Consider the following 26851-nt stretch of genomic DNA (forward strand, 5'->3'; position numbering starts at 1 on the left):
CCCGGGTCGGGCGGAGCCCCGTCTGCCAGCCTCGCCGGCGGTTGAGGCCCGGCTCCGGGCGGAGCCCGGGAAACGGCGAAAGGGCGGGGCGGGGAGAGCTGCCCGCAGGGCCCGGCCTGAGGCACCGGCCGGGCCCGCCGGGCACCCCCTAGGGCGCGGTCCGGCGCCGGGACCGCCGCAGCAGCACCCCGGCCCCGGCCAGCGCGAGCATCCCGGCCCCGGCCCAGCCGGCCGGCAGCCCGCCCGGGGCGGGGCCCGGGCCGGAGTCCGGGCCGCCGGCCTCGGCGAAGCCGCCCGCCGCGCCGCGCTCGGCGTACGGGGTCCCGGGGAGCTTGTCCCCGTACGCCTCGGCGACCCGCACCCGGTAGCCGCCCAGCGTCGTACCCCCGGCGCCCACGGCCCGCACCGCGTCCTCGTCCAGCGGCAGCACCCGGCCGCCCCCGGCCACGTACCAGGCGTCGATCTGCGGTTCCCGGAACACGGTCCCGCCGGGCAGTTTCGCGGCGCCCAGTCGCACGTAGCGGAATTCGTCGTCGCCGGTGGCGATGTTCACGACCTGCCAGCCGGTCTCCGTACGGGCGGTCCACAGGGCGGCCCGCTGCCCGTCGGAGGAGACCGCCTGGCTGGCGAGGAACTCCAGGCGGGCGACGGGCGCGTCCGCCCGGCCCGCGACGAAGTCCGGCGAGAGGTGGTGGACCGGAACCGCCTCGCCCTCGATGCGGGGCTGTGCGGCGGCGGGGGAGACCCTGCCCTCCCGGGCGAAGAAGCGGGAGAGCGTGGCCAGGGTGTCGGGGGCGGTGGCCGCCCGTGCGGCGGCGGCCCTGTTCTCGGCGGTGGCCGCCTGCGGCTGCGGCACGGGGGCGGCGGCGGCCTGCGGGGCGAGCCCGAGGAGGACGGTGGTGGCGAGGACGGCCGCGGCGGCCGAAGCGCGCAGGGTCATGGCGGTCACGCCCCGATCCGGTAGAGCGAGTGGGTCCAGGAGAAGGTGTTGTTGTTGACGTACCAGGCGTGGGAGGCCCAGTTGTAGCGGTCGCTGGAGGGCCAGGGGTCGCCCCAGTAGACCCAGTTGCTCGCGGTGTCGTAGCCGTAGAGGACGTGCATGTGGCCGCCGCCGTTCGACCACTGGATCCGGGTCTCGATCGGCCGGTTCGCGTTGATCTCGGTCTGGACGGTGGAGTACTGCAGCCAGCCGGTGACGTAGGAGCCGGGGTTGACGCCCGCCCAGCGCAGCCCGGTCTGGACGTTGCCGAGGGTGGCCTGGTTGTTGGGGCAGTCGGTGCCCTGCTGGCGGTTGAAGGCTGCGTTGCAGAACTGGTTCTGGCTGTAGGTGCGGCCGAACCAGGTGGCGATGGTGTTGCCGCCCGCGGCCCAGCACCAGTTCGTCTTCGCTTGCGCCTGCATGGTGATGTTCAGGCGCTTTTGCGCCAGGGCGGATGCGGGTGCGGCGTCGGCATCGGCGGCGGTGGCGGTGCCGGCGGGCAGGGCGAGGAGCAGGGTGGTGAGAACGGCGGTGAGGAGGGCGGCCGGGGAAAGCCGCCGGTTTCGGTTGCGCATCGCGTTCCTCCCGAAGTGGGGAGTGGGGGTGGAGGAGCGCGTCCGGACGCTGTGGAGGAGCATCCGGGAGTTGTCGCGATCAGGTCAACGCGCTTCAATACGCGGTGACGTTGCAGTGTGAACGGTGGGACTGCGGTGTGAACGGTTGCTGTCGTTCCACCTGGTCCCCCGGAGCTGCCGCCGTGACCCCCACCTCGGCGCGTGTGAACGTTCACAGAGGAGTCGCCATGCGGCCTTCCACGGATCCGGCGAGCATGGCGGAACTGAACCGGCTGCTGCGCGGCGGCCCCTTCCACCTCGCCCTGCGCGCCGCCCTCGCCGCCCGCGGGCTGCCGCTCCAGCGTGTGCAGCACCGGCTCGCGGCACAGGGCATCAAGGTCGGAGTGACCAGCCTCAGTTACTGGCAGCAGGGCGCCCGCAGGCCGCGTCAGCCGGAATCGCTGCGGGCCGTCACCGCCCTGGAGCGGATCCTGGAGCTGCCCGACGGCGCCCTGGTCAGGCTGCTGGCCGCCCCGGCGCCGGGCGCCGGGCCCGCACGGCCGCCGGGCCGCTCGTACCGGGCCCTGTTCAGCGGGGGCGGGACGGTGGAGCGGCTGCTCGACGGGATGGAACTCCCGCCGGACGGCGGGCTGCACTCGCTCGGTCACCACGAGCGGGTCCGCATCGGTCCGGCGGGTGAGCTGCGGGTCCGCGAGTCGCAGCAGATCGTCCGGGCGCACCGGGACGGGGTCGACCGCTACCTCGCCGTGCACCACGGCGACCCGGGCTGCGACGTGTCCCGGGTGCGCGTGACGGCGTACGAGAACTGCCGCACGGGCCGTGTGCGATGCCACCCGGAGGCCGGGGTGGTCGTCGCCGAGCTGCTCTTCGACGCCGGGCTGCGGCGCGGGGACACCTACGTCTTCGGCTACGGCATCGAGGACGGCACGGGCCCCCGCAGCGACGAGTACGTGCGCGGTTTCAGCTACGCGGGCGGCCAGTACGTGCTCCAGGTCCGCTTCGACGAGGCGGCCCTCCCGGTGCGCTGCCGGCGCTTCGCCCGCACCGGGCCGGACGCCCCGCGCACCGGCCTGGCGGACCTGACGCCGAACGGCCGGCACCGGGCGGTGCACCTGGTGGAGCAGGCGGTGCGGCGCGGCATCCTCGGGATCGCCTGGGACTGGGACTGACCCGTACGCCGGATACGGCCCGTACGCCGGATACGGCCCGTGCCGCCTGGTACGACCAGGTACGGCCCGTGCGGATCAGCCCGCGACGAGCTTGCCGTTCTCCGCGCGCACCGGCACCTCGGGCAGCGGCCGGTCGGCCGGTCCCTGCAGGACCTTGCCCGTGGAGACGTCGAAACGGCTGCCGTGGCAGGGGCAGTTCCCCTCCCCCTCGACGATCTTGTCGAGGACGCAGCCGGCGTGCGTGCACTGGGCACTGAACGCCTTGTACCGGCCCTCCGCCGGGCAGCTGACGATCAGCTTCCGCTCCCGGTAGAGCTTGGCTCCGCCGACCGGGACGTCGGCCGCGGCGCCCAGCTCCACGGGGGCGGTCGGGGTCGCGGGGGTGTTGCCGCCGCTGTTGGTCTCCGTGGAGCAGGCCGTGAGCGCCGCCCCGGCGCCGGCGGCCCCGGCGAGCGCTGCTGCGCCCTTGAGGACGGTACGGCGGGCGGCGGACTGCGGCGCGGACATGCGGTTCTCCAGGGGTGCGGGCGGGCGCGGTGGGGCGGGGCGGGGCGGGGACGGGGTCACGGGCCGGGGCCCGGCCCGGGCACCGGCCCACCCGACGATACCGCCGCCCCATGGAGTACCTTCCTCCGCGTGATCGTCGTCGGCGGAGAAGCCCTCATCGACCTGGTGCCCGCGGCCGGACCGCCGGGTGCGCTGCTGCCCCGGCCGGGCGGCGGACCGTACAACACGGCGCGTGCGCTCGGGCGGCTCGGCGCCGAGGTCGCCTTCTGCTCCCGGGTCTCGACGGACGGCTTCGGCGAGGGCCTGCTGGCCGGGCTGCGGACGGCGGGGGTGGACGTGTCGCTGGTCCAGCGCGGGCCGGAGCCGACCACTCTCGCCGTGCCCTCCCTGGCGCCGGACGGCTCGGCCTCGTACGGGTTCTACGTCGAGGGCACCGCGGACCGGCTGTTCACCCTGCCGCCGGCCCTCCCGGAGGGGGTACGGGCCCTCGCGCTCGGCACCTGCTCGCTCGTCCTGGAGCCGGGCGCGAGCGCGTACGAGGCCCTGCTGCGCCGGGAGTCGCGGCGCGGGCTGCTGACCCTGCTGGACCCCAACATCCGGCCGGCGCTCATCGCGGACCCGGCGGGCCACCGCGCCCGCTTCACGGAGCGGCTGCTGCCGTACACGGGCGTCCTCAAGCTGTCGGAGGAGGACGCGGCCTGGCTGGGCGGCCGGGTCGGCGACTGGCTGGCGGCCGGGCCCTCGGCGGTGGTGCTGACCCGTGGAGCGGCGGGCCTGACGGTCTGGACCCGGGAGGGCGCCGAGCACTCGGCCGCGGCCCGCCCGGTCGCGGTGGCGGACACGATCGGCGCGGGCGACACGGTCAACGCGGCCCTGCTGCACCGTCTGACGGCGGCTCCGGGCGGCCCGGTGGACTGGCCGGACGTGCTGGCCTACGCCGCCCACGCGGCAGCCCTGACCTGTACCCGCCCAGGAGCCGAACCCCCCTACGCGGCGGAACTCGGCGACTAGGGGTGTCCGGCCCTGATCCGCCGGAGCCCCTGGGGCGCCCGCACCGGGCCCGCGGCCTCGGCGGACCTCGGCCGGCGGGCCGCCGGACGTCGAGGCCCCGCGTTGCCCGGCTAGCCCGACGGAGCCGACGGACCCGACGGCGGCCCGCCACGCGGTGGGGCGTCCCCAGGCGGCCGCGGGCGGCGGGAGGGGCCCGGCGCGGCGGCCGGGCCCCTCCTGTTCTGCCGGGCTGAGCGCCCCTAGACCTTGCGCGCTCGCGCCGTCGTCTTCTTGGCGGCCGTCTTCTTGGCGGGGGCCGCCTTCTTCGCGGCGGCCGTCTTCTTGGCCGGGGCCTTCTTCGCCGCGGCCCGCACCGGGGACGTGCCCGCGTCGGAGACGCGGTCCGCGCCCAGGATGTCCCGCAGGAACTTGCCCGTGTGGCTCGCGCCCACGGAGGCCACCTGCTCGGGCGTGCCCTCGGCCACCACCATGCCGCCGCCGTATCCGCCCTCGGGGCCCATGTCGATGACCCAGTCCGCGGTCTTGATGACGTCCAGGTTGTGCTCGATGACGATCACCGAGTTGCCCTTGTCGACCAGCCCGGACAGCACCTTGATCAGCTTCGAGATGTCCTCGAAGTGCAGACCCGTCGTCGGCTCGTCCAGCACGTAGACCGTCCGGCCCGTCGAGCGCTTCTGCAGCTCGGAGGCCAGCTTCACGCGCTGCGCCTCACCGCCCGACAGGGTCGGCGCGGACTGGCCGAGGCGGACGTAGCCCAGTCCGACCTCGTTCAGCGTCTTGAGGTGACGGGCGATGGTCGGCACGGCCTCGAAGAAGCCCAGCGCCTCCTCGATCGGCATGTTCAGGACTTCCGCGATGGACTTGCCCTTGTAGTGGACCTCCAGCGTCTCCCGGTTGTACCGGTCGCCGTGGCAGACCTCGCAGGGGACGTAGACGTCCGGCAGGAAGTTCATCTCGATCTTGATCGTGCCGTCGCCGGAGCAGTTCTCGCACCGGCCGCCCTTGACGTTGAAGGAGAAGCGGCCCGGCAGGTAGCCGCGCACCTTCGCCTCCATCGTCTCGGCGAAGAGCTTGCGCACGTGGTCGAAGACGCCGGTGTACGTCGCCGGATTCGACCGGGGCGTCCGGCCGATGGGCGACTGGTCGACATGGACCACCTTGTCGACGAGGTCGTCCCCGTCCACCCGGGTGTGGCGCCCCGGCACCGAGCGGGCGCCGTTCAGCTCCCGCGCCAGGTGGGTGTAGAGGATGTCGTTGACCAGGGTCGACTTTCCGGAGCCCGAGACACCGGTCACGGCCGTGAGCACGCCCAGCGGGAAGGACACGTCGATGTCCCGCAGGTTGTTCTCCTTGGCACCGTGGACGGTCAGCTTCCGCTCGCCGTTCACGGGCCGGCGGATGTCCGGGATCTCGATGGACCTCTTCCCCGACAGGTACTGCCCGGTCATCGACTCGGTGTTCTTCAGCAGTTCCTTGAGCGAACCGCTGTGGACCACCTTGCCGCCGTGCTCGCCCGCGCCCGGACCGATGTCCACGACCCAGTCGGCCACCTTGATGGTGTCCTCGTCGTGCTCGACGACGATGAGGGTGTTGCCCATGTCCCGCAGCCGGACCAGCGTCTCGATCAGCCGGTGGTTGTCGCGCTGGTGCAGGCCGATGGAGGGCTCGTCCAGCACGTAGAGGACACCGACGAGGCCGGAGCCGATCTGGGTGGCGAGCCGGATGCGCTGGGCCTCGCCGCCCGACAGGGTGCCTGCGGCCCGGTTGAGGGAGAGGTAGTCCAGACCGACGTCCACGAGGAAGCGAAGCCGCTCGTTGACCTCCTTCAGGACCCGCTCGGCGATCTTCTTGTCGCGGGCGTCGAGGCGCATCCGCCCCAGGAAGTCCGCGCACTCGCTGATCGACATGGCGGCGACCTCGGCGATGGACTTCTCCATCACCGTCACGGCGAGCACGATCGGCTTGAGGCGGGTGCCCTCACAGGTGGGGCAGGGCACCTCGCGCATGTAGCCCTCGAAGCGCTCGCGGCTGGCGTCGCTCTCGGACTCCGCGTGCCGCCGCTTCACGAACGGCACGGCACCCTCGAAGGCCGTGGTGTAGGCCCTCTCACGCCCGTACCGGTTGCGGTAGCGGACCTCGATCTGCGTCCGGTGGCCGTTGAGCAGGGCCTTCTTCGCGCGGACCGGCAGCCCGGCCCACGGGATGTCCGTGCGGAATCCGAGCTCCCCGGCGAGCGCGCCGATCAGCCGCTGGAAGTAGTCCTTGGTGTGGCCGAGCGCCCACGGCGAGACCGCGCCCTCGTCGAGGGACTTGTCCTCGTCCGGGACGATCAGCTCCGGGTCCACCTCCATGCGCGTACCGATGCCGGTGCACTCGGGGCAGGCGCCGAAGGGCGAGTTGAAGGAGAAGGAGCGCGGCTCCAGCTCCTCGAAGGAGAGGTCGTCGTACGGGCAGTAGAGGTGCTCGGAATACATCCGCTCACGCTCGGGGTCGTCCTCGGCGAGGTCGACGAAGTCGAGGATGACCATGCCGCCGGAGAGGCCCAGGGCCGTCTCCACGGAGTCGGTGAGCCGGCGCTTGGCGCTGTCCTTCACGGTCAGGCGGTCGATGACCACCTCGATCGTGTGCTTCTCCTGCTTCTTCAGCGTCGGCGGCTCGGAGAGCTGGATGGTCTGCCCGTCCACCCTCGCCCGGCTGTAGCCCTTGGTCTGGAGGTCGGCGAAGAGGTCGACGAACTCACCCTTGCGCTCGCGCACGAGCGGCGAGAGCACCTGGAAGCGGCTGCCCTCGGGGAGCGCGAGCACCTTGTCCACGATCGCCTGCGGCGACTGGCGCGAGATGGGCCGGCGGCACTCGGGGCAGTGCGGCTTGCCGATGCGGGCGAAGAGGAGGCGGAGGTAGTCGTAGACCTCGGTGATGGTGCCCACCGTCGAGCGCGGGTTGCGCGAGGTGGACTTCTGGTCGATCGAGACGGCCGGGGAGAGGCCCTCGATGAAGTCGACGTCGGGCTTGTCCATCTGCCCCAGGAACTGACGGGCATACGACGAGAGCGACTCGACGTAGCGGCGCTGACCCTCGGCGAAGATCGTGTCGAAGGCCAGGGAGGACTTGCCCGACCCGGAGAGTCCGGTGAAGACGATGAGCGAGTCGCGGGGCAGGTCGAGCGAGACGTTCTTGAGGTTGTGCTCGCGAGCGCCACGAACGATGAGACGGTCGGTCACGCCGGTCCGCACCTTTCTTGAGAGAGCGGGGGGCACTGCCCCCGTCCCAGGGTATGGGGGGCGCCACTGCGGTGAGATGGAGTCTGGACTTCGAGCGTATAGCACGCACATTCGATTTACGGCACTCCGCAGACCTCTTCACCCGATCGTGTGGCCACCGGCTCCGAGCACTAGGCTCGAAGCCATGACTGATCATGTGCACGACCTGCGATCTGTACGTGAAGCCACGGACCGACTGCTGACCGCGGTCGCGAAACTGGACAACGGCGCGCTCTCCGAGGAGTCACACCTCCCCGGCTGGACCCGCGGCCACATCCTGGCCCACCTCGCGCGCAACGCCGACGCCCTCCTCAACGTCCTCGAGGGCCGTCCGATGTACGAGAGCGGCGAGGCGCGCGACGCGGACATCGCACGCGACGCCGGCCGGCCCCTGGAAGAACACCTGGCGGACCTCCGTGATTCCGCGGCCCGCTTCCTCGCCACCACCGAGCCCGACCAGGACTGGTCCCGCACCGTCGAGCTGCGGGGCGGCGTCACGGACCGCGCCGGGAACGTGCCCTTCCGCCGCTGGGTCGAGGTGGACCTGCACCACGTCGACCTGAACATCGGCTACGAGCTCTCCGACCTCCCGGAGGAGTTCACCGACCGCGAGATCACCTTCCTCGCCGACCGCTGGTCGGGACGCCCGGAGGTACCCGCGACGGCCCTGACCACCGACGACGGGCGCACCTGGCGCACCGGCTCCGCCGGGGACCCGGCCGTGACCGTGTCCGGCCCGCCCGCCGCACTGCTCGCCTGGCTCGCCGGCCGCGGCGACAAGGGCGCCTCCCTGACCACCACGGGCGGCCCTCTGCCCGCGCTCCCGCCGCTGTAGGAATACACCTCTAGGATCACCACATGACGTACACCGGAGAGGTCAAGGTCGGCGGTCCGGCCGACGTGCACGAGCTCGCGGACCTGATGATTTCCAAGGTCGCGGTGGGTTCGATGAACAACAACGCGTACCTGCTGCGCTGCCGGGCCACCGATGAGCAGCTGCTCATCGACGCGGCAGCCGAACCGCAGACGCTGCTGAACCTGATCGGCGACGACGGCATCGCCTCCGTCGTCACCACCCACCGCCACGGCGACCACTGGGGCGCGCTCGCGGAGGTCGTGGCGGCCACCGGGGCGAGGACCTACGCGGGCGCCCACGACGCCGAGGGCATCCCGGTCGCGACGGACGTCCCGGTCGCGGACGGGGACACCGTGCGCGTCGGACGGGTCGAGCTGACCGCGCGCCACCTGGTGGGCCACACCCCCGGCTCGATCGCCCTGATCTACGACGACCCGCACGGCCACGCGCACGTGTTCACCGGCGACTGCCTCTTCCCGGGCGGCGTCGGCAACACCCACGACGACCCGGAGGCCTTCAAGAGCCTCATCGACGACGTGCAGCACAAGCTCTTCGAGCAGCTGTCCGACGAGACCTGGGTCTACCCGGGCCACGGCAACGACACCACGCTCGGCGCGGAGCGTCCGCACCTCGCCGAGTGGCGCGAGCGCGGCTGGTAGGGACGGCAACGCGTCAACTTCCGGACACGGAGCACTCCTTCCGGTCGTTGACGGCCGAACTCGTATCCCGGTGGACGGGGAGGCGGTATTTGGTGCCGCATGCCACAGGACCCCTCCCCGCCCCCCGTCCCTGCCGCCACCCCCGTTCCTCCGGCCCCGCGGGCCGCTGAGGCCGGGGGTTCCTCCGGGCCGGGCATGCCGCGCCTCGCGGCCGCCGCGCTCGCCGGGACCGCCATCGAGTTCTACGACTTCTTCGTGTACGGGACGGCCGCGGCTCTCGTGCTCGGCCCGCTCTTCTTCCCGTCCTTCTCCCCGCTCGCCGGGACCCTCGCCGCCTTCGGCACCTTCGGCGTGGGCTTCCTCGCCCGCCCGCTGGGGTCCGCCGTCTTCGGTCACATCGGCGACCGCTACGGCCGGCGCCCGGTGCTGCTGGCCTCCCTGCTGCTCACCGGCCTCGCCACGGTCGCCGTCGGCTGTGTGCCGACGTACGAAACGATCGGCATCGCCGCGCCGGCGCTGCTGCTCCTGCTGCGCTTCCTCCAGGGCCTCGGGCTCGGCGGGGAGTGGGGCGGTGCGGTGCTGCTGACCGCCGAGCACGCGCCGGAACACCGGCGCGGACTGTGGGCGAGCTTCCCGCAGGTCGGCCCGGCGGTGGGGTTCCTGCTGGCCAACGGCCTGATGCTGGGACTGTCCGCGTCGCTGACCGACGCCCAGTTCACCTCCTGGGGGTGGCGGGTGCCCTTCTGGGCGGCCGGACTGCTGGCGCTGGCAGGGCTGTGGCTGCGGCACTCGGTGGAGGAGACCCCGCAGTTCCGCGCGCTCGCGGCGACCGGGCGCCGGGCCGACGCCCCGCTCGCCGAGGTGTTCCGGGGCCACTGGCGGCTGCTGCTGCTGACCGGCGGGGCCCTCGCGGTGGGCTACGCCGTCTTCTACGCGGTCACCACCTGGTCCCTGGCCTACGCCGCCGAGCACCTGCCGGTGGGCCGGACGACGATGCTGGCCTGCATCATGGCGGCTGTCGCGTTCAAGGGGCTGATGACGCCGCTGCTGGCGATGCTGGGTGACCGCTACGGGCGGCGGCCGCTGTGCCTGGCCGGGTGCGCGGCCAGCGCCGTGTGGATGTTCCCGCTGGTGGCGCTGTTGCGGACGGCCGACCCGCTGCTGATGACGCTGGGCTTCGCGGTGGCGCTGCTGGGCATGGTGACGATGTTCGCGGTGGTCGGCGCGTACCTGCCGGAGCTGTACGCCCCGCGGATCCGCTGCACGGGAGCGGCCGTCGGCTACAACCTGGGCGGCGTGCTGGGCGGGGCGCTGACCCCGATCGTGGCGACGGCGCTGGCGGACGGCTCCGGTCCGCCGTGGGGTGTCGCGGCGTACCTGACCGCGATCGCCCTGGTCAGCCTGGCCTGCTTCGCGCTGCTGCCGGAGACCGGCCCCCTGGCCGTACGCAGGAAGTCGGGCGCGGAGGCCGCGCAGGCGGAAAGGGAAACGGGGGCGGCCGCTTCGGCCGCCCCCGTGTAGGCCCGCGGACGCGGTCCGCGGGCCGGGTCAGGCGTCGATGCTCTCGGTGCGGGCGGCGGCCTCGGCCGCCGCCTGCTTCTTCGAGGCGATCAGGCTGGTGATCGTGGTGATGACCAGGACACCGCAGATGACGGCCAGGGAGAAGGGGATCGAGATCTCCGGGACGTGCACCCCGGACTCGTGCAGGGCGTGCAGCACCAGCTTGACGCCGATGAAGCCGAGGATGATCGACAGGCCGTAGCTGAGGTGGACCAGCTTCTCCAGCAGGCCGCCGATGAGGAAGTACAGCTGGCGCAGACCCATCAGCGCGAAGGCGTTTGCCGTGAAGACGATGTACGGGTCCTGGGTGAGGCCGAAGATGGCGGGGATCGAGTCCAGCGCGAACAGCACGTCGGTGGTGCCGATGGCGAGCATGACGATCATCAGCGGCGTCAGTACGCGCTTGCCGTTGTTGATGATGAAGAGCTTGGTGCCGTGGTACTGGTCGGCGACGCCGAACTTCTTCTCGACGGACTTCAGGAGGCGGTTCTCCTCGAACTCCTCGTCGTCCTCGTCCTTGCGGGCCTCCTGGATCAGCTTCCACGCGGTGTAGATCAGGAACGCGCCGAAGATGTAGAAGACCCAGCTGAAGCTGGCGATGATCGCGGCACCGGCGGCGATGAAGATCGCGCGCAGGACCAGCGCGATCAGTACGCCCACGAGCAGCACGCGCTGCTGGAGGTGGGAGGGCACCGCGAACTTCGCCATGATCAGGACGAAGACGAAGAGGTTGTCGACGCTCAGGGACTTCTCGGTGATGAAGCCCGCGAAGAACTCCTGGGACGCCTGGGGCGTGCCGAAGAACCACAGGCCGAGGCCGAAGAGTGCGGCGAGGGCGATCCAGACGACCGTCCAGGTGCCGGCTTCCTTGATCGATACGTCGTGCGGCTTGCGGCCGATGAAGAAATCGGCGCCGATGAGCAGGGACAGACCGAGAATGGTCGCGACCCAAAGGGCCCAGGAAACTTCCATGGTGAACACGCCTCCGGCGGATGGCTCAGCACTTCGTCAGCATCATCGCTGCCGGAGGTCTCTTCCACCCGGGCGGCCTGGAGGCCGTGGGCCGACGCCCCGGGACCGGCCGCGCTCGTGTGCGCGGCGGTGGTCCGTATTGACGGGCACGCCGTAGCAGGAAAGCAGGAATACTCCCCTCCGCGCAGACGAGCTTACCCGCCGAAGGCGGTAAAGGTAAAGGGAATGCCAAAGGATGGTCACGGACGGGTAGTGCGCCGGGCCTCCGCCACCCGGTCGAGTGCCTGGTCGAGGACCCGGCTGCCCTGCGGCGGGACGTCCGGCTCGAAGGTCCAGGCGTGGTGCACCCAGGGGTCGGCGAGGTGGTTGTCCGGGACCGGCGACAGCCGCATCAGCGAGCGCCACAGCGGATCCAGCAGCGGCCCGTAGGCCGACGCCTCGTCGCGGTCCGCGACCATCAGCAGGTGCACCCCGACCGCGGCGCCCTCGTCTGCGAGGTAGCGCAGCTGCGTGACGGCCCGGTCGTCGAAGCCGTGCGGGAAGTCGTGCACGATGAGCAGCTGCTCGGCGGTGTCCACGTCCGGCGGCAGGTCCTCGGGCGCCCCGGCCTTCAGCGCCATCTGCACGAGGTCCACCCGCCGGGTCAGCCCGGCCAGCGTCCCGCTGACCCCCGCGGCCCCGGCGGCGGGCGGCGCGGCCAGCACCCCGGCCCGTACCAGGGGCGCCAGGGAGGCGGCGCCGGCCCCGGCCGCGTCGATGACGTGGACGGAGAACCGGTCGGCGGGGTGGACCGCGAGCAGCCGCACCGCGTGCGCGACGGCCATGTCCATGGCGGCACGGCGCAGCCGGTCGGTGTCCATGGCCATCGCGGCCTCGGACCCGGTGCGGCCGTTGTCGATCCACAGCCCGCGCTCCATCGGGAGCCGGACCAGCATGGGGATGCGCAGGTCGGGCCGCTCGGGCAGGTGCAGGTCGCCCAGGCGCAGGGCGAGGGGGCCCTCCTCGGGCGTGCGGTGGCCGTGCCAGACGGGATTGTCCCAGCGGGCGTACGCGGCCGGCAGCGCGGGCTCGACGACCTCGGCCTCGGCGACCAGCTGGGCGAGGTCCCGGTCGAGGACGGCCTGGGCCTGGGCGACCAGTTCCTCCCGGCGGGCCCGCGCGGTGTCGCGGGCGGCGTTGCCGGAGCCGCCGAGGCGGTGGCGCGGGTCGGAGAGGGCGTCGTCGAGCTCGCGTTCCATGCGGTTGTCGGCGAACTCCACGGCGCTGCGGTGGGCGGCGGCGGTGCGGGCCAGGTCCTCGAACATGCCCCAGACCTGGTTGTAGAGCCGTTCGTCCATGGACCAGCCGCTGGCGTCGCCGGCGACCGGCCGCGGGGGCTGCCCGGGCTCCGCCGCGGCGGCGGGCCGCGGCGCCGGCTCGGGCGGCTCGCTGCTGGTGCGGCGGCGCGGGTGGGTGTAGCTGATCGTGGGCGGGGAGCCGTCACCGCCGGACGCGGGGCCGGGCGTACCGGCGTACGGGACGCCGGAGACCGGGACCGGGTCCGGGGGCTCCGGGACGGACGCCGGGGCCTGGGCGGGGGCCTGCGGGGAGCGCACGTCGCCGACGAGGGTGGGCAGGGCCGCGCGCGTCGCGTCGGCCTCCTTCACCGGGGCGACCGTGCGCAGCGCGGCGGCGGCCAGCTCCCGGGCGGCCGGCACGGACAGCCCGCCGTCGGCGAGCAGGGCACCGAGGCCGTCGGCGTACCCCTGGCCGACGGCCCGGACCTTCCAGGCGCCCTGGCGCCGGTACAGCTCCAGGGCGACCACGGCGGTCTCGGTGTCCAGCCCGGTCAGGGTGTGGCCGGCGATCTCGGTTCCGCCGTCGGGGCCGGCGACGGCCACGTGGGAGGCCGGGACCGCGCCGAAGCGGACCGGGCCGCCGGGCGGCAGCACGAGCAGCACGCCGATGCGGTGGACGTCGGCCGCGACGGCGTCGAGGTCCACCGCGAAGGTGTGCCGGTCGGCGAGTTCCGCCGGCGCGTCCACGCCGGGGAGGGACCTGGCGCCCGGGTGGGCGAGGACCTCACTGCCGGTGAGCCGGCCCTGTTCGTCGGCGAGCGAGGCCAGGGCCAGCACGGGCGTGCCCGCCGAAACCCTGATCTCCACCCGGCTCTGGGACACGGGGTGGTTCTGCCCCCGGACCAGTTCGGCCGTCATCGTGCAGCCCCTCCCCCGTGCCTTCTTCTCTTTTTCCGGTACTGCTACAGGTGCGGCAGGATCGCCGGCATCAGGTCCTGGAAGGTCCGGCCGTTGGCCGGGTTGCCCAGGGCCGTCATCTGCCAGCCGGATCCCACGCGGGACACCTTCGCCATGATCTGCGCGGTGTACGCGCCGCCGCCGTCGAGGGTGTAGCGGGCCAGCTCCTGGCCGTTGGTCTCGTCGACGATGCGGCAGAAGGCGTTCTGCACCTCCTGGAACGTCTGGCCGGTGAAGGAGTTCACCGTGAAGACGATCTGGTCGATGTGGACCGGCACGCGCTGGAGGTCGACGAGGATCGCCTCGTCGTCCCCGCCCTGGCCGACGCCGCCGACCAGGTTGTCACCGGTGTGGCGCACCGAGCCGTCATCGCTCTGCAGGTGGCGGAAAAAGACCACGTCGACCGGCTGCTTGTCGGCGAAGAGCACCGCCGACGCGTCGAGGTCGATCTCCCGCGTCCGCGAGCCGAACAGTCCGCGGCGCTTCGCCGCCTGCCAGCCCAGGCCCATCCGGACCGCGGTCAGCGTCCCTCCGTCCGCCTTCTGCAGACTGATGGCCTGACCCTTGGTCATGTTGACCGTCACGCGCGTCCCCTCTCCGTAGCCCGCCCCAGTTGACTGGTGCGCAGCGTGTTCCTGCGGCTGTGACCCAACCCTACTGACACCCCCGGACTCAAGCGAGGCCCGCTTCCTTCATCTGCCGAAGCTCCTTCTTCAGCTCGCCGACCTCGTCCCGGATCCGGGCCGCGACCTCGAACTGGAGCTCCGCCGCGGCGGCGCGCATGCGTTCGGTCATCTGCTCGATGAGCGAGGCCAGTTCGGCGGCGGGCCGGTCGGTGAGCACCTCGGCGGCCTTGCCGCCCTTGGCCGATTTCGTTCCCTTGGCTCCCTTGGCTCCCTTGGCAGCCGCCGGGGCGTGGGGGGCGAGGCCGCCGAGCGCCGGCACCGGCGCCTTGGCGCCCTTGCCCTCCTTCGTCTGCCGGTATCCGGTGCCGAGGAGCTGTTCGGTGTCGAGTTCCTCGCGGGCGATGGTGGCGACGATGTCGTTGATCTTCTTGCGGAGCGGCTGCGGGTCGATCCCGTTCGCCGTGTTGTAGGCGATCTGCTTCTCGCGGCGCCGGTTGGTCTCCTCGATCGCCTTCTCCATGCCCGGCGTGATCTTGTCCGCGTACATGTGGACCTGGCCGGAGACGTTGCGCGCGGCGCGGCCGATGGTCTGGATCAGGGAGGTGCCCGAGCGCAGGAAGCCCTCCTTGTCGGCGTCGAGGATCGCCACCAGGGACACCTCGGGCAGGTCGAGGCCCTCGCGCAGCAGGTTGATGCCGACCAGGACGTCGTACTCACCGGCCCGCAGCTCGCGCAGCAGCTCGATGCGGCGCAGGGTGTCGACGTCGCTGTGCAGGTAGCGGACCTGGATGCCGAGCTCCAGGAAGTAGTCCGTGAGGTCCTCGGCCATCTTCTTGGTGAGGGTGGTGACCAGGACCCGCTCGTCCTTCTCCACGCGCGTGCGGATCTCGTGCACCAGGTCGTCGATCTGGCCCTCGGTCGGCTTGACCACGACCTCGGGGTCGATGAGGCCGGTGGGGCGGATGATCTGCTCGACGAAGCCGTCGCCGCGGGAGAGCTCGTACTTTCCGGGGGTCGCCGACAGGTACACGGTCTGGCCGATGCGCTCCTGGAACTCCTCCCACTTCAGCGGCCGGTTGTCGAGCGCGGACGGCAGGCGGAAGCCGTGGTCGACCAGGGTCCGCTTGCGGGAGGCGTCGCCCTCGTACATGGCGCCGATCTGCGGGACGGTGACGTGCGACTCGTCGATGACCAGGAGGAAGTCCTCCGGGAAGTAGTCGATGAGGGTGTTGGGCGCCGATCCCCGCTCGCGGTCGTCCATGTGCAGGGAGTAGTTCTCGATGCCGGAGCAGGAGCCGATCTGGCGCATCATCTCCAGGTCGTAGGTGGTGCGCATGCGCAGGCGCTGCGCCTCCAGCATCTTGCCCTGCTTCTCCAGCTCGGCGAGGCGCTCGGCCAGCTCGGCCTCGATGCCGTTGATCGCCTTCTCCATGCGCTCGGGGCCGGCGACGTAGTGGCTGGCGGGGAAGACGTAGAGCTCGCGGTCCTCGCTGATGACCTCGCCGGTCAGCGGGTGCAGGGTGGAGAGGGCCTCGATCTCGTCGCCGAACATCTCGATGCGGACGGCCAGTTCCTCGTAGACCGGGAAGATCTCGATGGTGTCGCCGCGCACCCGGAAGGTGCCGCGGGTGAAGGCGACGTCGTTGCGCGTGTACTGGATGTCGACGAAGCGGCGCAGCAGCTGGTCCCGGTCGATCTCCTCGCCGACCTTGAGCGAGACCATCCGGTCGACGTACTCCTGCGGCGTGCCGAGGCCGTAGATGCAGGACACGGAGGCGACGACGATCACGTCGCGCCGGGTCAGCAGCGAATTGGTGGCGGAGTGGCGCAGCCGCTCCACCTCCTCGTTGATCGAGGAGTCCTTCTCGATGTACGTGTCCGACTGCGGTACGTAGGCCTCGGGCTGGTAGTAGTCGTAGTACGAGACGAAGTACTCGACGGCGTTGTTCGGCAGGAGCTCGCGGAACTCGTTGGCCAGCTGGGCGGCCAGCGTCTTGTTCGGCGCCATGACCAGGGTGGGGCGCTGGAGCTTCTCGATCATCCAGGCGGTGGTCGCCGACTTGCCGGTGCCGGTCGCACCCAGCAGGACGACATCCTTCTCACCTGCACGGATGCGCTTCTCCAGCTCGGCGATGGCCGCCGGCTGGTCGCCGCTGGGCTGGTAGGGGCTGACGACCTCGAAAGGCGCCACCGTGCGTTCGATCTTCGATACGGGCCGCATGACTCCACCGTACGACCCCCCACTGACACTCACGTCTCCCCGCCCGGGCCCGGCGCGCTCCGGGCCGGGCCGCCGGTCCGGGCCGGCCTCATCCCTTCTGGTCCGTTTGTCGTAGTTCGGTGGCGGCTCGGTGATCTTCAACCCCATGATCGCGGTGAAGTGCATCGCCACAACGTCTGCCGCTCCGCACCCGTCTGACGCAGGAACAGGGCTCACGACCCGAGGAGAACGCACATGTACGTCCGACCCGCCGCCGCGGCCGCCGCCGCATTCCTGGGCCTCGCCCTCACCCTGCTGGGCGGGACGGCCTCGTACGCCGCCACCGGGCCCGGACCCAACGCCGGGCCGCTGGGCCTGGGGGGTCCCGTCGTGTACGCGCACCGGGGGGCCTCGGCGTACGCCCCGGAGAACACCCTCGAAGCCATCGACCTGGCGAGGCGCATGGGCTTCGACTGGGTCGAGAACGACGTGCAGCGCACCAAGGACGGCGAGCTGGTGGTGATCCACGACGACACCCTGGCCCGGACCACCGACGTCGAACAGGTCTTCCCCGACCGCAAGCCCTGGCGGGTCAAGGACTTCACGGCGGCCGAGATCGCCCGGCTGGACGCGGGCAGCTGGTTCGGCGAGGAGTACGCGGGCGCCTTCGTACCGACCCTGCGGCAGTACCTCGACCGGGTGCAGCGCAACCGGCAGCGGCTGCTGCTGGAGATCAAGAAGCCGGAGCTCTACCCCGGGATCGAGGAGCAGACCCTGAAGGTGCTGGGCGAAGCGGGCTGGCTCGACCCGCGCCACGTCTCCCAGCGCCTGGTGGTGCAGAGCTTCAGCGCCGACTGCGTGCGCATCGTGCACGGGCTGCGCCCCGACCTGGTGACGGCGTTCCTGGGCACCCCGCCCGTGGCGGAGCTGCCCCGGTACGCGCAGTTCACCGACCGGATCAACCCCTGGCACACCACCATCTCGGCCGACTGGGTCGCGGCCGTGCACGGCCTGCTCGGGGCGCACGGCAGGGCGATGGAGGTGGACACCTGGATCGTGGACGACGCCGCGACCGCACGGAAGGTGCAGGAGATGGGCGTGGACGGCATCATCACCAACGCCCCGGACGTGGTCCGGGAGGCGGTCGGCGGCTTCTGAGCCCATGGCCGGCCGCCACGGCCCCCGGACGGCCCCGGCCTGTCGGAGGCGGGCCGTACCGTGGACGCGTGGACACCACCGAGCGGCCCCGCGGGCCGCACCTCGAATGGACCGTCGTCGCCAGCGACATCGGCCCCCTGCTCCTGGCCGCCACCCCGGAGGGGCTGGTCAGGGTCGAGTTCCATGCCGGGCCGGACCGGATCGACCGGATGATGGGTCCGCTGGTCTCCCGGCTCGGCGCCGACGCCCGGCGGCCCGCGCCGGGCGAGGAAGTGCTGCTGGCCGAGCCGGTGCGCCAGCTCGCCGCGTACTTCGCCGGTGCCCTGCGGCGCTTCGACCTGCCGCTGGACTGGCGCCTCAGCTCCGGCTTCAACCGGCAGGTGCTCCAGGAGCTGGACCGTTCCGTGCCCTACGGATCCGTCGTCGGCTACGGGGAGCTGGCGGCCCGCGCGGGACAGCCCGGCGCCGCCCAGGCCGTCGGCAACGCCATGGGCTCCAATCCGCTGCCGTTGGTGGTGCCCTGCCACCGCGTCGTGGAGAACGACGGCGGCATCGGCGGGTTCGGCGGCGGACTGGAGACCAAGCGACAGCTCCTCGCACTGGAGGGCGTGCTCCCGCAGCCGCTGTTCTGAGCCCCTTGTGACGCCCGTGACCTGCGTGACCGGCCGCCGTGACGGCCCGGTTCCGCACGGCGGTAGGGGGTGGCACACTGCGGCGGTGAGTACTGCTGCAGCCGCACCCGGCCCCACCGCGTCCTCGGCGTCCCGCACCGCGCACCCGCGAGGGCGGGGTCCGGCGTGACCGCCACCCCCGGTACGGACCGCCCCGCCCCGCCGCCGCTCGCCCTCCCGGACCTCGCACGGCTCCAGAAGCGCACCTCCCGGGTGCTCATGGCCGGCCAGGTCCTCGGCGGCCTCGGCGTGCCCATCAGCATCGCCCTGGCCCCCGTGCTCGCCACCGAGGTCAGCGGCACCGAGGCGCTGTCCGGCTTCGCCTCCACCGCCTCGGTGATCGGCACCGCCCTGGTCTCGCTGCCGCTCGCCGCCCTGATGACCGCGCGCGGCCGGCGACCCGGCCTGGTCCTGGCGTACGCGATCGGCGCCGTCGGGGCGGGCCTCGTCGTCCTCGCGGCCACCGTCAAGAACTTCCCGCTGCTGCTGCTCGGCATGGCCGCCTTCGGCGCCGCGTCCTCCGCCAACCTCCAGGCCCGGTTCGCCGCCGCGGACCTCGCCGCCCCGGACCGCCGGGCCCGCGCCATCTCGCTCGTCGTGTGGTCGTCCACCCTCGGCGCGGTGCTCGGCCCCAATCTGTCCGCTCCGGCAAGCCGCAGCTTCGCCGGCACCTCCATACCCGAGACGGCGGGCCCCTTCGTGTGGGCCGCCGTCGTCTTCGTGCTGACCGGCGCGCTGATCGCCGTACTCCTGCGCCCCGACCCCCTGCTGACGGCGCGGGCGCTCGCCGCGCCCGAGGAGCGGACCCGCGAGGGCCATTCGATCCGCGCCGGAATCGCCGCCGTGCGGGCGTCGCCGCGGGCCCGGCTCGCGCTCCTCACCGTCGCCGTGTCCCACACCACCATGGTCTCGATCATGGTCATGACCCCGGTGGACCTGGGCCACCACGGCGCCGGGCTGGAACTCGTCGGACTGGTGATCAGCGGTCACATCGCGGGGATGTTCGCCTTCTCCCCGCTCATGGGATGGCTCGCGGACCGGCTCGGCCGGCTCACCGTGATCGGACTCGCCGCGGGGCTGCTGTCGGTCGCGGCGCTGCTCGCGGGGACGGCCGGGCCCAGCCACGGCCGGAGCGCGCTCGGCCTCTTCCTGCTCGGCCTCGGCTGGTCCGCCGGGATGGTGGCCGGCTCGGCCCTGCTGACGGACTCGGTGCCGCAGGCGGCGCGGGCCGCCGTACAGGGCCTGAGCGACCTCACGATGAACACGGCCGCGGGTGTCGGCGGGGCCGCCGCCGGGGTGATCATGTCCCAGGCGGGCTACGGCTGGCTCAACGCCGTCGGGGCTTCGCTGCTGCTGCCGATGGCGGCGCTCGCCCTGTTCACCGCGCGCCGCCACCCCGCGGATCCCAAGGGGGTCAGTGGCTGATGTGGTAAGCCTTGCGGAGCGTCTCGTGGACGGTCCAGACCGTCTTGTCACCCTCCCGCAGGACACAGGCCGAGCCCGGGCCCAGCTCCAGGGTCGCGCCGCCCTCGACCTCGACGGTGGCGCGTCCGGCGACCACCACGAACAGTTCGTTCGCCTCGACGTCGGTGACCACGCCCGGGGTGATCTGCCAGATCCCGCGGACCTGCTTGCCGTCGGGCGACTCCCACAGGACCTTGCCCGTGACCACCGGATCGCCGGAGACGATCTGCCCGGGGTCGAGGTCGTCGGGCTCCAGCTCCACGTCCGCCACGGTGACGGCGAAGGAGGCGGGGGCGGGGACGGGGACGGGGACGGCGGAATGATCACTGGTGCTCATGGCGCGCCAGCGTAGTGCGGCCCGCCCGCCCGGCGCGGTGACCACAGCGTCCAGGAACGGCCCGGCCCACGAGTCACCCTGTCCAGTCGGAGCGGGGCGTCCGGCGGTGAGGAGCGGCTGGTGGAAGCCGGTGTCCACCGGCGCGTGCCAGGCGGTGTCGCACAGGCCGGCCTCCCGGGCGAACCGCGCGGTCCGCTTCTGCGCGCCCAGTACGTGGCGCGCGAGGTGCGGGGCGTCCAGGTGTCGCCGGCCGGCAGCAGTTGGAAGAGCTCCAGGTCGCAGCGCCCCCCGTCGGCGTGCCGGTGCCACAGCTGGAAGGTGGTGGTCCGCCGCCCGTGGGGGCCCGTGTGGACGTGCGGGGCCTCGCTCCGCGGCCGGTCCCCAGCAGGTCCCCGCACGGGCGGGTGGCTCGTCCAGGCCGCAGGACTCGCCGGGTTTCGGCCAGGGCGGCGCGCACGTCCTGCGCGGTCAGCAGGTGGGGCAGCGCGTTGTCGGCGCAGACCACGGCGTCGAAGGAGGCGTCCACGAAGGGCGGGGTGCGCATGTCGGCGGCGGCGACGGGCGGGGCGAGTCCGCGGGCGGCGGCCTCCCGCGTCGCCCGGGCGGCGGAGCGGGGGCTCAGGTCGGTGCCCGCGACCTCGTGGCCCGGCGCGGACAGGCCCAGCGCCCGGGTTCCGATGCCGCAGGCGTTGTCGAGGACGGCGTGCGGTCCGGGGCCCGGCACGGCGGTGAGCAGGGCGTCGAGGGCCCGGTTCTGGCGGGCGGCGGATGCGGTCCAGTCCGGGTGGACAGGCTCGTAGCGGTCGGCGAGGCCGTCGTGGGAGCCGCGCGTGTCCGTGGGGGAACGCTCCTCGGACAGCTTGGGACGGGTGTGACGGGAGTGCGTTTGGAGGCGGCGATCCCGTGCCATGGATGGGGACATGTCACAGCACAGAGCAACTGCATCCCCGTCCGGTGGACCGGTCCTGTCGGAGGAGGTGCGCGAGGCGCTCGCGCAGGGCAGGCCCGTGGTGGCCCTGGAATCGACGATCATCGCGCACGGCCTGCCCCGCCCCCGCAACCTGGAGGTGGGCCTCGAACTGGAGGAACTGGTCCGCGCGGAGGGCGCGGTTCCGGCGACGGTCGCGGTCGTGGACGGCGTGGCCCGCGCGGGCCTGGACAAGACCCAGCTGGAACGGATCGCGGCCGGTGACGGCGTGCGCAAACTGGGCCACCGGGACCTGGCGCCCGCGCTGGCGACGGGCGCGACCGGGGCGACGACGGTGTCCGCGACGGCCTTCCTCGCGGCCCGGGCGGGCCTGCGCGTCTTCGCGACGGGCGGGCTGGGCGGCGTCCACCGCGAATGGACGCAGACGCAGGACGAGTCCGCGGACCTCTCCCTGCTGGCGCGGACCCGGATCACGGTGGTGTGCGCGGGGGTGAAGTCCATCCTGGACGTGCCGGCCACGCTGCAGCGGCTGGAGACGCTGGGGGTGGGGGTGCTCGGGTTCGGCACGGACCGGTTCCCCGGGTTCTACCTGGCCGATTCCGGCGAGCCGGTCGACTGGACCGTGCACCGGCCCGAGGAGGTCGCGGCGGTGATGGCCGCCCAGGACGCGCTCGGCGGTCCGCAGGCGGCGCTGCTGGTGGCCAATCCGGTGGCGGCCGATCAGCAGCTGGACCCGGAGCTGCACGACCGGGTCCTGGCCGAGGCCCTCGCCGCGTGCCGCGAGCAGGGGATCACGGGTCAGGCCGTGACCCCGTTCCTGCTGGGGTTCCTGGTACGGGCGACGGCCGGGGCCTCGCTGGAGGCGAACCTGGCGGCGGTACGCGGCAACGTACGGCTCGGCGCCCGGATCGCCGGGGCCTGGGCGGCGCGGGCATGACCGCGGCGGGGGCGCTGCTCGTGGTCGGGGACGTGGTGACGGACGTGGTGGCCATGCATCCGGAGCCGCTGGCTCCGGCCACCGACACCGCGGCCCGCATCCGGACCCTGCCGGGCGGGGCGGGGGCCAACGCGGCGTGCTGGGCCGCCCTTACGGGGAGCGCCGAGGTACGGCTCCTCGCGCGGGTGGGCGCGGAATCGGCGCGGTGGCACGAACGGGCCCTGGTGGACGCGGGGGTGCGGCCCCGGCTGGTGGTGGACGCGGAGGAGCCGACCGGAACGGTGGTGGCCCTCGTCGGCACGGACGCGGAGCGGACCTTCCTCACCGACAGCGGGGCCTCGTTGCGGCTGTGCCCGGCCGACTGGGCCCCGTCCCTGCTGGACGGGGCTGCGCATCTCCACCTGTCCGGTTATCTGTTCTTCGCGGACAGCAGCCGGGAGCTGGCCATGGTCGCGCTGCGGGCGGCGCGGACGCGGGGTGTGCCGGTGAGCGTGGACCCGGCGTCGGCGGGGTTCCTGGCGGCGCTGGGCCCGCGGCGCTTCCTGGACGCCGTGGCGGGGACGGGGGTGCTGCTGCCGAACGAGGACGAGGCCCGGCTGCTGGCCGGGCTGCCGGAGCGGGCCGGGGCGGCCCGGGCGGCGACGGAGCTGAGCCGGCGGATCCCGCTGGTGGTGGTGACCCGGGGCCGGGCGGGGGCGCTGGTGGCCGAGCGGGGCCGGATCACGGCCGAGGTGGCGGCCGCGCAGCCGGCCGAGCCGGTGGTGGACTCCACGGGCGCCGGTGACGCCTTCACCGGCGCCTTCCTGGCGGCCCGCCTGGACGGTGCGGACCCGACGGAGTCGGCCCGCGCGGGCTGCCGCGCAGCAGCCCAAGCCATAACCCACCCAGGCGGCCGCCCCTGAGGGGGTCCTGCCGCAACGCCTGCCCCCGAACTGGCCCGACGCCCGACCGCAGCCCACTCCCCGCCCGACCGGCCCACCCCAGCCCCGCCGGCCCACCCCCAGCCCCGCCGGCCCACCCCAGCCCCGCCGGCGTTTGAGGCGCGGGTCCGGGCAGAGCCCGGGAAACGGCGAAAGGGCGGGGCGGGGAGGAGGCTCCGCGCAGCGACAGCCGCACCCGCACCCGCACCCCAACCCCAGGTCACCGCCCCCGAATCCCGGTCCAGGCAGGATGCCTGGGATCATCGGCCCGCACCACCGCGTCGGCGGCGCCGGCCGGATCCGCCTCCGCCTCGTACCGGGCGAACGCCGCCCCCGTCCACCGCTCGGACTCCTCGGTCCGCCGCGCGAGCGCCCCCGCCGAGAGCCGTACGTGGACGCTCAGGTCGAAGGGGAACCACCGCCCCAGCAGCAGCGGCCCGTGCACCAGCAGCACACCACCGGCCGGGAGTTCGACGTAGGGGCTGCGGGTCGCCCGGTCGGTCGCCGGATCCCACAGGTCCGGCAGCACCCGCCCGGTCCCGCCGGGATCGGTCGGCCCGAACACCTCCCGCCAGAGCGCTGCCGTGTCGTACCAGCCGTCCAGGTAGGCGTCGACGTCCCGGCGGCCGAACTCGAACCGGAGGGACGCCGGCCGCAGGAAGCCGCCGGTCGGCACGACCAGGACCGAGCGTCCGCGCAGCCGCAGTTCGTCCGCGAGCAGACCGGCGAGGGCACCGGTGTCCGCCGCGGGCGCTCCGTCGATGCCCACGCGCTGCCAGGCGTCGGGCCCGGGGGCGTTGTCCGGGTCGTCGAGGTGACCGGCGAGCCGCTCGGCCATCCGCTGCCATGTGATCGCTTTCCACTGCACCGGCCCATTGTCAGTGGTCGCCCGTAGCTTTTCTCAGGAGGGATCACCGCGGAAACGGCGCCGGTGGACCGGTTTTCGGGGAGGGGTCTGTCATGGCTCGGGAGACGACGTACCTGGAGCTGTCGCAGGACGGTGGCGGGGCGCACAAGTTCTACGAGGTGACCGTGGACGGCACGGCCGTCTCCGTGCGCTACGGACGGATCGGGGCGCCCGGCCAGTTGCAGAGCTCCTCCTTCCCGACGGCCGAGAAGGCCCGGGCCGCCGCCGCCAAGAAGATCGGGGAGAAGGTCCGCAAGGGGTACGCCCCGGCCGTGCAGGGGCAGCGGGCCGCCCGGGCGGTGACGCGCCGCCAGGTGACGTCGGCGCCCTCGACGGCTCGTGCCGTCGCCCCGGTGCTTTGGCGTTTCCGGACCGGTTCCGCGGCCTTCGGGATCCACGTCGACGAGGACCGCTGCTGGGTCGGCAACCAGGCCGGTGACGTCTACACGCTGAGCCACGGCGGTGAGGTGCTGGCCCGCTATTCGCTGCCGGACGGGGTGAAGTGCCTGGTGGCGGACGAGTTCTGGATATACGCGGGCTGTGACGACGGCACGGTGTACGACCTGTCGTCGAAGGTGCCGTTCGGCGCCTACGGCATCGCGGCGGATGTGGACATCTACTGGCTGGACATCCACGAGGGCGTGCTGAACGTGTCGGATGCGAACGGCGGTCTGACCGTCATCGACCACGAGGACGAGCACCAGTGGTCGCGGAAGTCCTCCGGGTCGGGTGCGTGGATGGTGCGGGCCGACGAGCGGGCGGTCTATCACGGGCACAGCGCCGGTGTGACGGCCTACGCGGCGGACGGCACCGGGCAGTTGTGGCACAGCGCCACCCCGGGCGGGGTTCTGTTCGGCTGGCAGGAGGAGCACTCGGTGTATGCGGGTACGGTCCGCAACACCGTGCAGCGGCTGTCGAAGGCCTCGGGGGCGACGGAGGCCACCTACCGGTGCGACGCTGCGGTGTATTCGTGCGCGACCTCGCCGGACGGCCGCCATGTCTTCGCGGGCGACTCCTCCTCCTCGGTCTACTGCTTCGACGCGAACGGGAACCGGCTGTGGAAGCTGGGGACCGGCGGCGGGTCGGCGCTGTCGATGCAGTACCTGGACGGGCGGCTGTATCTGGTGACCACGGACGGCTCCCTGGTCTGCGTGGACGCGAGCGAGCAGGCGATCGCGGCGGCCCAGCAGGGTTCGGTGCCCGCGCCGATGGATGTGAAGTCGGCGGCCGCGCTGCCGGTGTTCACCCCGGCCGCCTCGGCCTCGGCGGTGGCGACGGTCTCGATGGCCGCGGTGGCCTCGGAGCCGGCGGGCGCCGTGGTGGTGGAGTGCGTCCAGCAGGGCGGCAGGATGCGGGTGCAGGTGGTGTCGGGCGGCTTCGAGCCGTCCTGGAACGTGCAGTTCCCGCGGGGGATCAGGGAGGTCGGCGCCCGGTATGTGGTCGACGGCCTGCACGCGGCCTCCGGGGGCTTCTACCGGGTCCGCGGGGAGATACGCCGACTGGTGTGAGCGCGGCCGGGCGGCCCGGGCGGCGGCTCAGTGGGTGTGGTGGAGGCAGACCTCCGGGGTGGCGCCGGCCGGAGCCGGCGTGGGTATGGAGAAGGGGGTCCCCTCGGGCAGCCGGGGGGTCACGTGGAGGACGACCGGTTCGGTGCCCAGGTTGTGGCCCAGGTGTATGTGCCCGATGCCCGCGGGTTCCACGAAGGCGGTCCCGGGCCGGTGCACCTCGACGCTGAGGTCGTGCAGGACCCGGGTCAGGGTGCCCGCCAGGACGACGGCTTCCAGCCGCACCCGGTGGTAGTGCCAGCCGGTGCAGCCGCCGGGCGGGATGACGATCTCCCGGCCTGCCGGGATCGTGGTCACGCATGCCCTGCCGGTGCCCATGCCGAAGCCGGTCACCGGCGGCCGCGCCGTGGTCGTCCGCCGTGCGCGCATGTGTTCCTCCTCCGTGGACCGGCCACCGCGGTCCATGGTCCACGGCCCACCGTAGGAGTGATCAGGCCGAATCCGGAAGACTCGGTGAAACCTCAACGTCCCTTCCCCACCAGGTGATATGAGGGTCGGACGGCGGTATCACACCCGTATGAGCCTGGTCGTGTTCGAGTCGCTGAAGCAGATCCACTGCGCGGAGTGCCGGCAGGGGCCCCTCCGGCACCTGGTGCGCGAGGCCGGTGTGCCCCGGTGTCTGGACTGCGCGGATCTGGGGCATCTCGTCTATCTCCCGCGCGGGGACGCCGCGCTGACCCGCCGTTCGCGCGAGGCGAGTGCGCTCTGCGCGGTCGTGGTCCGCTTCCACAGGCGGCGCCGCCGGTACGAGCGCCTCGGGCTCCTCGTCGAGGAGGCGGCGCTGGCCGCCGCGGAACGCGCCTGCCTGGCGGACTCCGAGGCGCGGGCGCGCCGCCGGGAGCGCGACCGGCTGCGTCGCGCGGCGCAGGACGTCCGCTTCACGGCGGCCTTCGCCGCCGAGATAGTGCGGCTGTTCCCCGGCTGCCCGGCCGACCGGGCCGTGGCCATCGCAGCCCATGCCTCGCTGCGCGGCAGCGGCCGGGTGGGCCGCACCGCGGCCGGGCGGGCCCTGGACGAGGCGGCGGTCTCGGTGGCGGTGCGGGCGGCCGTACGGCACACCGACACCGAGTACGACGCCCTGCTGATGGCGGGCGTCCCCCGCTTCGCGGCCCGCGCCCGGCTGGCCGCACGGATCGACGCCATCCTGGACGGATGGCGCACCGTGCCGCGGACGGAGGCCAGGTCGTCTCTTTCGGATCTTGCCGATTGAGCCCGCGTCGTCCGGTGCCATGGGCCCCCCAGGCCCGCAGGGCCGAGGGGAAGCAGCGCAAGGCGGAGAGGCTCCCGTGTACTGGACCTACTCGGGTGCCTCGAGACCGCGGCGAGGTGCGGTGCCGGGCGGCGCGGGTAAGGCAA

At 73.1% G+C, this 26851-nt stretch carries 24 protein-coding genes; 12 read left to right on the forward strand and 12 right to left on the reverse strand.

What is annotated here, in order from left to right:
* Positions 1-148: 148 nt before the first annotated feature.
* Together NRK68_RS08665 and NRK68_RS08670 are read right to left on the reverse strand one after the other, a co-directional pair.
* Positions 149-940: a hypothetical protein gene (locus NRK68_RS08665; protein WP_257857803.1), complete on the reverse strand. Its 792-nt coding sequence runs from the start codon at positions 938-940 to the stop codon at positions 149-151.
* Between the two features lie 5 nt (positions 941-945).
* Complete coding sequence (locus NRK68_RS08670; RefSeq protein ID WP_183069550.1) at positions 946-1554, reverse strand: papain-like cysteine protease family protein; 609 nt, start codon at positions 1552-1554, stop codon at positions 946-948.
* A 227-nt stretch (positions 1555-1781) separates the two neighbouring features.
* Between NRK68_RS08670 and NRK68_RS08675 the strand changes: the two genes are divergently transcribed.
* On the forward strand, positions 1782-2723 hold the full coding sequence (locus NRK68_RS08675; protein ID WP_183069549.1) for a hypothetical protein: 942 nt from the start codon (positions 1782-1784) through the stop codon (positions 2721-2723).
* Positions 2724-2798: 75 nt separating this feature from the next.
* Here NRK68_RS08675 and NRK68_RS08680 read toward each other — a convergent pair whose 3' ends face one another.
* Positions 2799-3230: a Rieske (2Fe-2S) protein gene (locus NRK68_RS08680; RefSeq protein ID WP_183069548.1), complete on the reverse strand. Its 432-nt coding sequence runs from the start codon at positions 3228-3230 to the stop codon at positions 2799-2801.
* A 129-nt stretch (positions 3231-3359) separates the two neighbouring features.
* Between NRK68_RS08680 and NRK68_RS08685 the strand changes: the two genes are divergently transcribed.
* A complete protein-coding gene (locus NRK68_RS08685; protein WP_183069547.1) occupies positions 3360-4241 on the forward strand; it encodes a carbohydrate kinase family protein in 882 nt (293 codons plus the stop codon).
* Between the two features lie 239 nt (positions 4242-4480).
* On the opposite strand, the gene uvrA is transcribed toward NRK68_RS08685, so the two are convergent.
* Positions 4481-7462, reverse strand: coding sequence for an excinuclease ABC subunit UvrA (gene uvrA, locus NRK68_RS08690; protein WP_183069546.1), 2982 nt, complete (start codon positions 7460-7462; stop codon positions 4481-4483).
* Positions 7463-7646: 184 nt separating this feature from the next.
* Here uvrA and NRK68_RS08695 point away from each other — a divergent pair, with 184 nt between their 5' ends.
* From NRK68_RS08695 to NRK68_RS08705, 3 genes are all read left to right on the forward strand, one after another.
* A complete protein-coding gene (locus NRK68_RS08695) occupies positions 7647-8336 on the forward strand; it encodes a maleylpyruvate isomerase family mycothiol-dependent enzyme (RefSeq protein ID WP_183069545.1) in 690 nt (229 codons plus the stop codon).
* A gap of 23 nt (positions 8337-8359) precedes the next feature.
* Positions 8360-9016 (forward strand): MBL fold metallo-hydrolase, encoded by a 657-nt coding sequence (locus tag NRK68_RS08700; protein WP_046775368.1) that lies wholly within the window; start codon positions 8360-8362, stop codon positions 9014-9016.
* A 195-nt stretch (positions 9017-9211) separates the two neighbouring features.
* Positions 9212-10537: an MFS transporter gene (locus NRK68_RS08705; protein WP_183069544.1), complete on the forward strand. Its 1326-nt coding sequence runs from the start codon at positions 9212-9214 to the stop codon at positions 10535-10537.
* Positions 10538-10564: 27 nt separating this feature from the next.
* Here NRK68_RS08705 and NRK68_RS08710 read toward each other — a convergent pair whose 3' ends face one another.
* The 4 genes from NRK68_RS08710 to uvrB all read right to left on the reverse strand — a co-directional run bounded on the left by NRK68_RS08710 (position 10565) and on the right by uvrB (position 16629).
* Entirely contained in the window at positions 10565-11548 is a 984-nt protein-coding gene (locus tag NRK68_RS08710) for a TerC family protein (protein WP_183069543.1), read from the reverse strand.
* 239 nt (positions 11549-11787) lie between these two features.
* The gene (locus tag NRK68_RS08715; RefSeq protein WP_257855524.1) at positions 11788-13743 is read right to left on the reverse strand and encodes a TerD family protein; all 1956 of its coding nucleotides are present in this window, start codon (positions 13741-13743) and stop codon (positions 11788-11790) included.
* A 44-nt stretch (positions 13744-13787) separates the two neighbouring features.
* Complete coding sequence (locus NRK68_RS08720) at positions 13788-14366, reverse strand: TerD family protein (RefSeq protein WP_046775365.1); 579 nt, start codon at positions 14364-14366, stop codon at positions 13788-13790.
* A gap of 88 nt (positions 14367-14454) precedes the next feature.
* Positions 14455-16629 carry an excinuclease ABC subunit UvrB gene (uvrB, locus tag NRK68_RS08725; protein ID WP_183069541.1) on the reverse strand — a complete coding sequence of 725 codons (2175 nt, stop codon included), beginning with the start codon at positions 16627-16629 and terminating at the stop codon, positions 14455-14457.
* 234 nt (positions 16630-16863) lie between these two features.
* Between uvrB and NRK68_RS08730 the strand changes: the two genes are divergently transcribed.
* From NRK68_RS08730 to NRK68_RS08740, 3 genes are all read left to right on the forward strand, one after another.
* The gene (locus NRK68_RS08730) at positions 16864-17766 is read left to right on the forward strand and encodes a glycerophosphodiester phosphodiesterase (RefSeq protein ID WP_257855525.1); all 903 of its coding nucleotides are present in this window, start codon (positions 16864-16866) and stop codon (positions 17764-17766) included.
* A gap of 68 nt (positions 17767-17834) precedes the next feature.
* Positions 17835-18398, forward strand: a complete 564-nt coding sequence (locus tag NRK68_RS08735) for a methylated-DNA--[protein]-cysteine S-methyltransferase (protein ID WP_257855526.1) — start codon at positions 17835-17837, stop codon at positions 18396-18398.
* A gap of 258 nt (positions 18399-18656) precedes the next feature.
* Positions 18657-19862: an MFS transporter gene (locus NRK68_RS08740; RefSeq protein ID WP_183069578.1), complete on the forward strand. Its 1206-nt coding sequence runs from the start codon at positions 18657-18659 to the stop codon at positions 19860-19862.
* Here the strand turns inward: NRK68_RS08740 and NRK68_RS08745 are convergent.
* Complete coding sequence (locus tag NRK68_RS08745; RefSeq protein ID WP_257857804.1) at positions 19852-20238, reverse strand: cupin domain-containing protein; 387 nt, start codon at positions 20236-20238, stop codon at positions 19852-19854. The two genes, NRK68_RS08740 and NRK68_RS08745, sit on opposite strands and share 11 nt — an antisense overlap.
* Positions 20239-20311: 73 nt before the next feature.
* Positions 20312-21271, reverse strand: coding sequence for a class I SAM-dependent methyltransferase (locus tag NRK68_RS08750; RefSeq protein ID WP_308296102.1), 960 nt, complete (start codon positions 21269-21271; stop codon positions 20312-20314).
* Between NRK68_RS08750 and NRK68_RS08755 the strand changes: the two genes are divergently transcribed.
* A complete protein-coding gene (locus NRK68_RS08755) occupies positions 21159-22103 on the forward strand; it encodes a pseudouridine-5'-phosphate glycosidase (RefSeq protein WP_183069538.1) in 945 nt (314 codons plus the stop codon). The genes NRK68_RS08750 and NRK68_RS08755 overlap by 113 nt on opposite strands.
* The gene (locus NRK68_RS08760) at positions 22100-23005 is read left to right on the forward strand and encodes a carbohydrate kinase family protein (RefSeq protein ID WP_257855528.1); all 906 of its coding nucleotides are present in this window, start codon (positions 22100-22102) and stop codon (positions 23003-23005) included. Before NRK68_RS08755 ends, NRK68_RS08760 begins: the two co-directional genes overlap by 4 nt.
* A 238-nt stretch (positions 23006-23243) precedes the next feature.
* Here NRK68_RS08760 and NRK68_RS08765 read toward each other — a convergent pair whose 3' ends face one another.
* Complete coding sequence (locus tag NRK68_RS08765) at positions 23244-23891, reverse strand: nucleoside/nucleotide kinase family protein (protein WP_183069536.1); 648 nt, start codon at positions 23889-23891, stop codon at positions 23244-23246.
* A gap of 92 nt (positions 23892-23983) precedes the next feature.
* Between NRK68_RS08765 and NRK68_RS08770 the strand changes: the two genes are divergently transcribed.
* Entirely contained in the window at positions 23984-25438 is a 1455-nt protein-coding gene (locus NRK68_RS08770; RefSeq protein ID WP_183069535.1) for a WGR domain-containing protein, read from the forward strand.
* Between the two features lie 27 nt (positions 25439-25465).
* Here NRK68_RS08770 and NRK68_RS08775 read toward each other — a convergent pair whose 3' ends face one another.
* A complete protein-coding gene (locus NRK68_RS08775) occupies positions 25466-25864 on the reverse strand; it encodes a cupin domain-containing protein (protein ID WP_308296103.1) in 399 nt (132 codons plus the stop codon).
* 148 nt (positions 25865-26012) lie between these two features.
* On the opposite strand from NRK68_RS08775, the gene NRK68_RS08780 reads away from it, so the two are divergent.
* Positions 26013-26705, forward strand: a complete 693-nt coding sequence (locus NRK68_RS08780) for a DUF2293 domain-containing protein (RefSeq protein WP_183069533.1) — start codon at positions 26013-26015, stop codon at positions 26703-26705.
* Positions 26706-26851: the final 146 nt, after the last annotated feature.

The organism is Streptomyces yangpuensis, from assembly GCF_024666385.1.
In the GTDB taxonomy this organism is placed as follows: Bacteria; Actinomycetota; Actinomycetes; order Streptomycetales; family Streptomycetaceae; genus Streptomyces; species Streptomyces yangpuensis.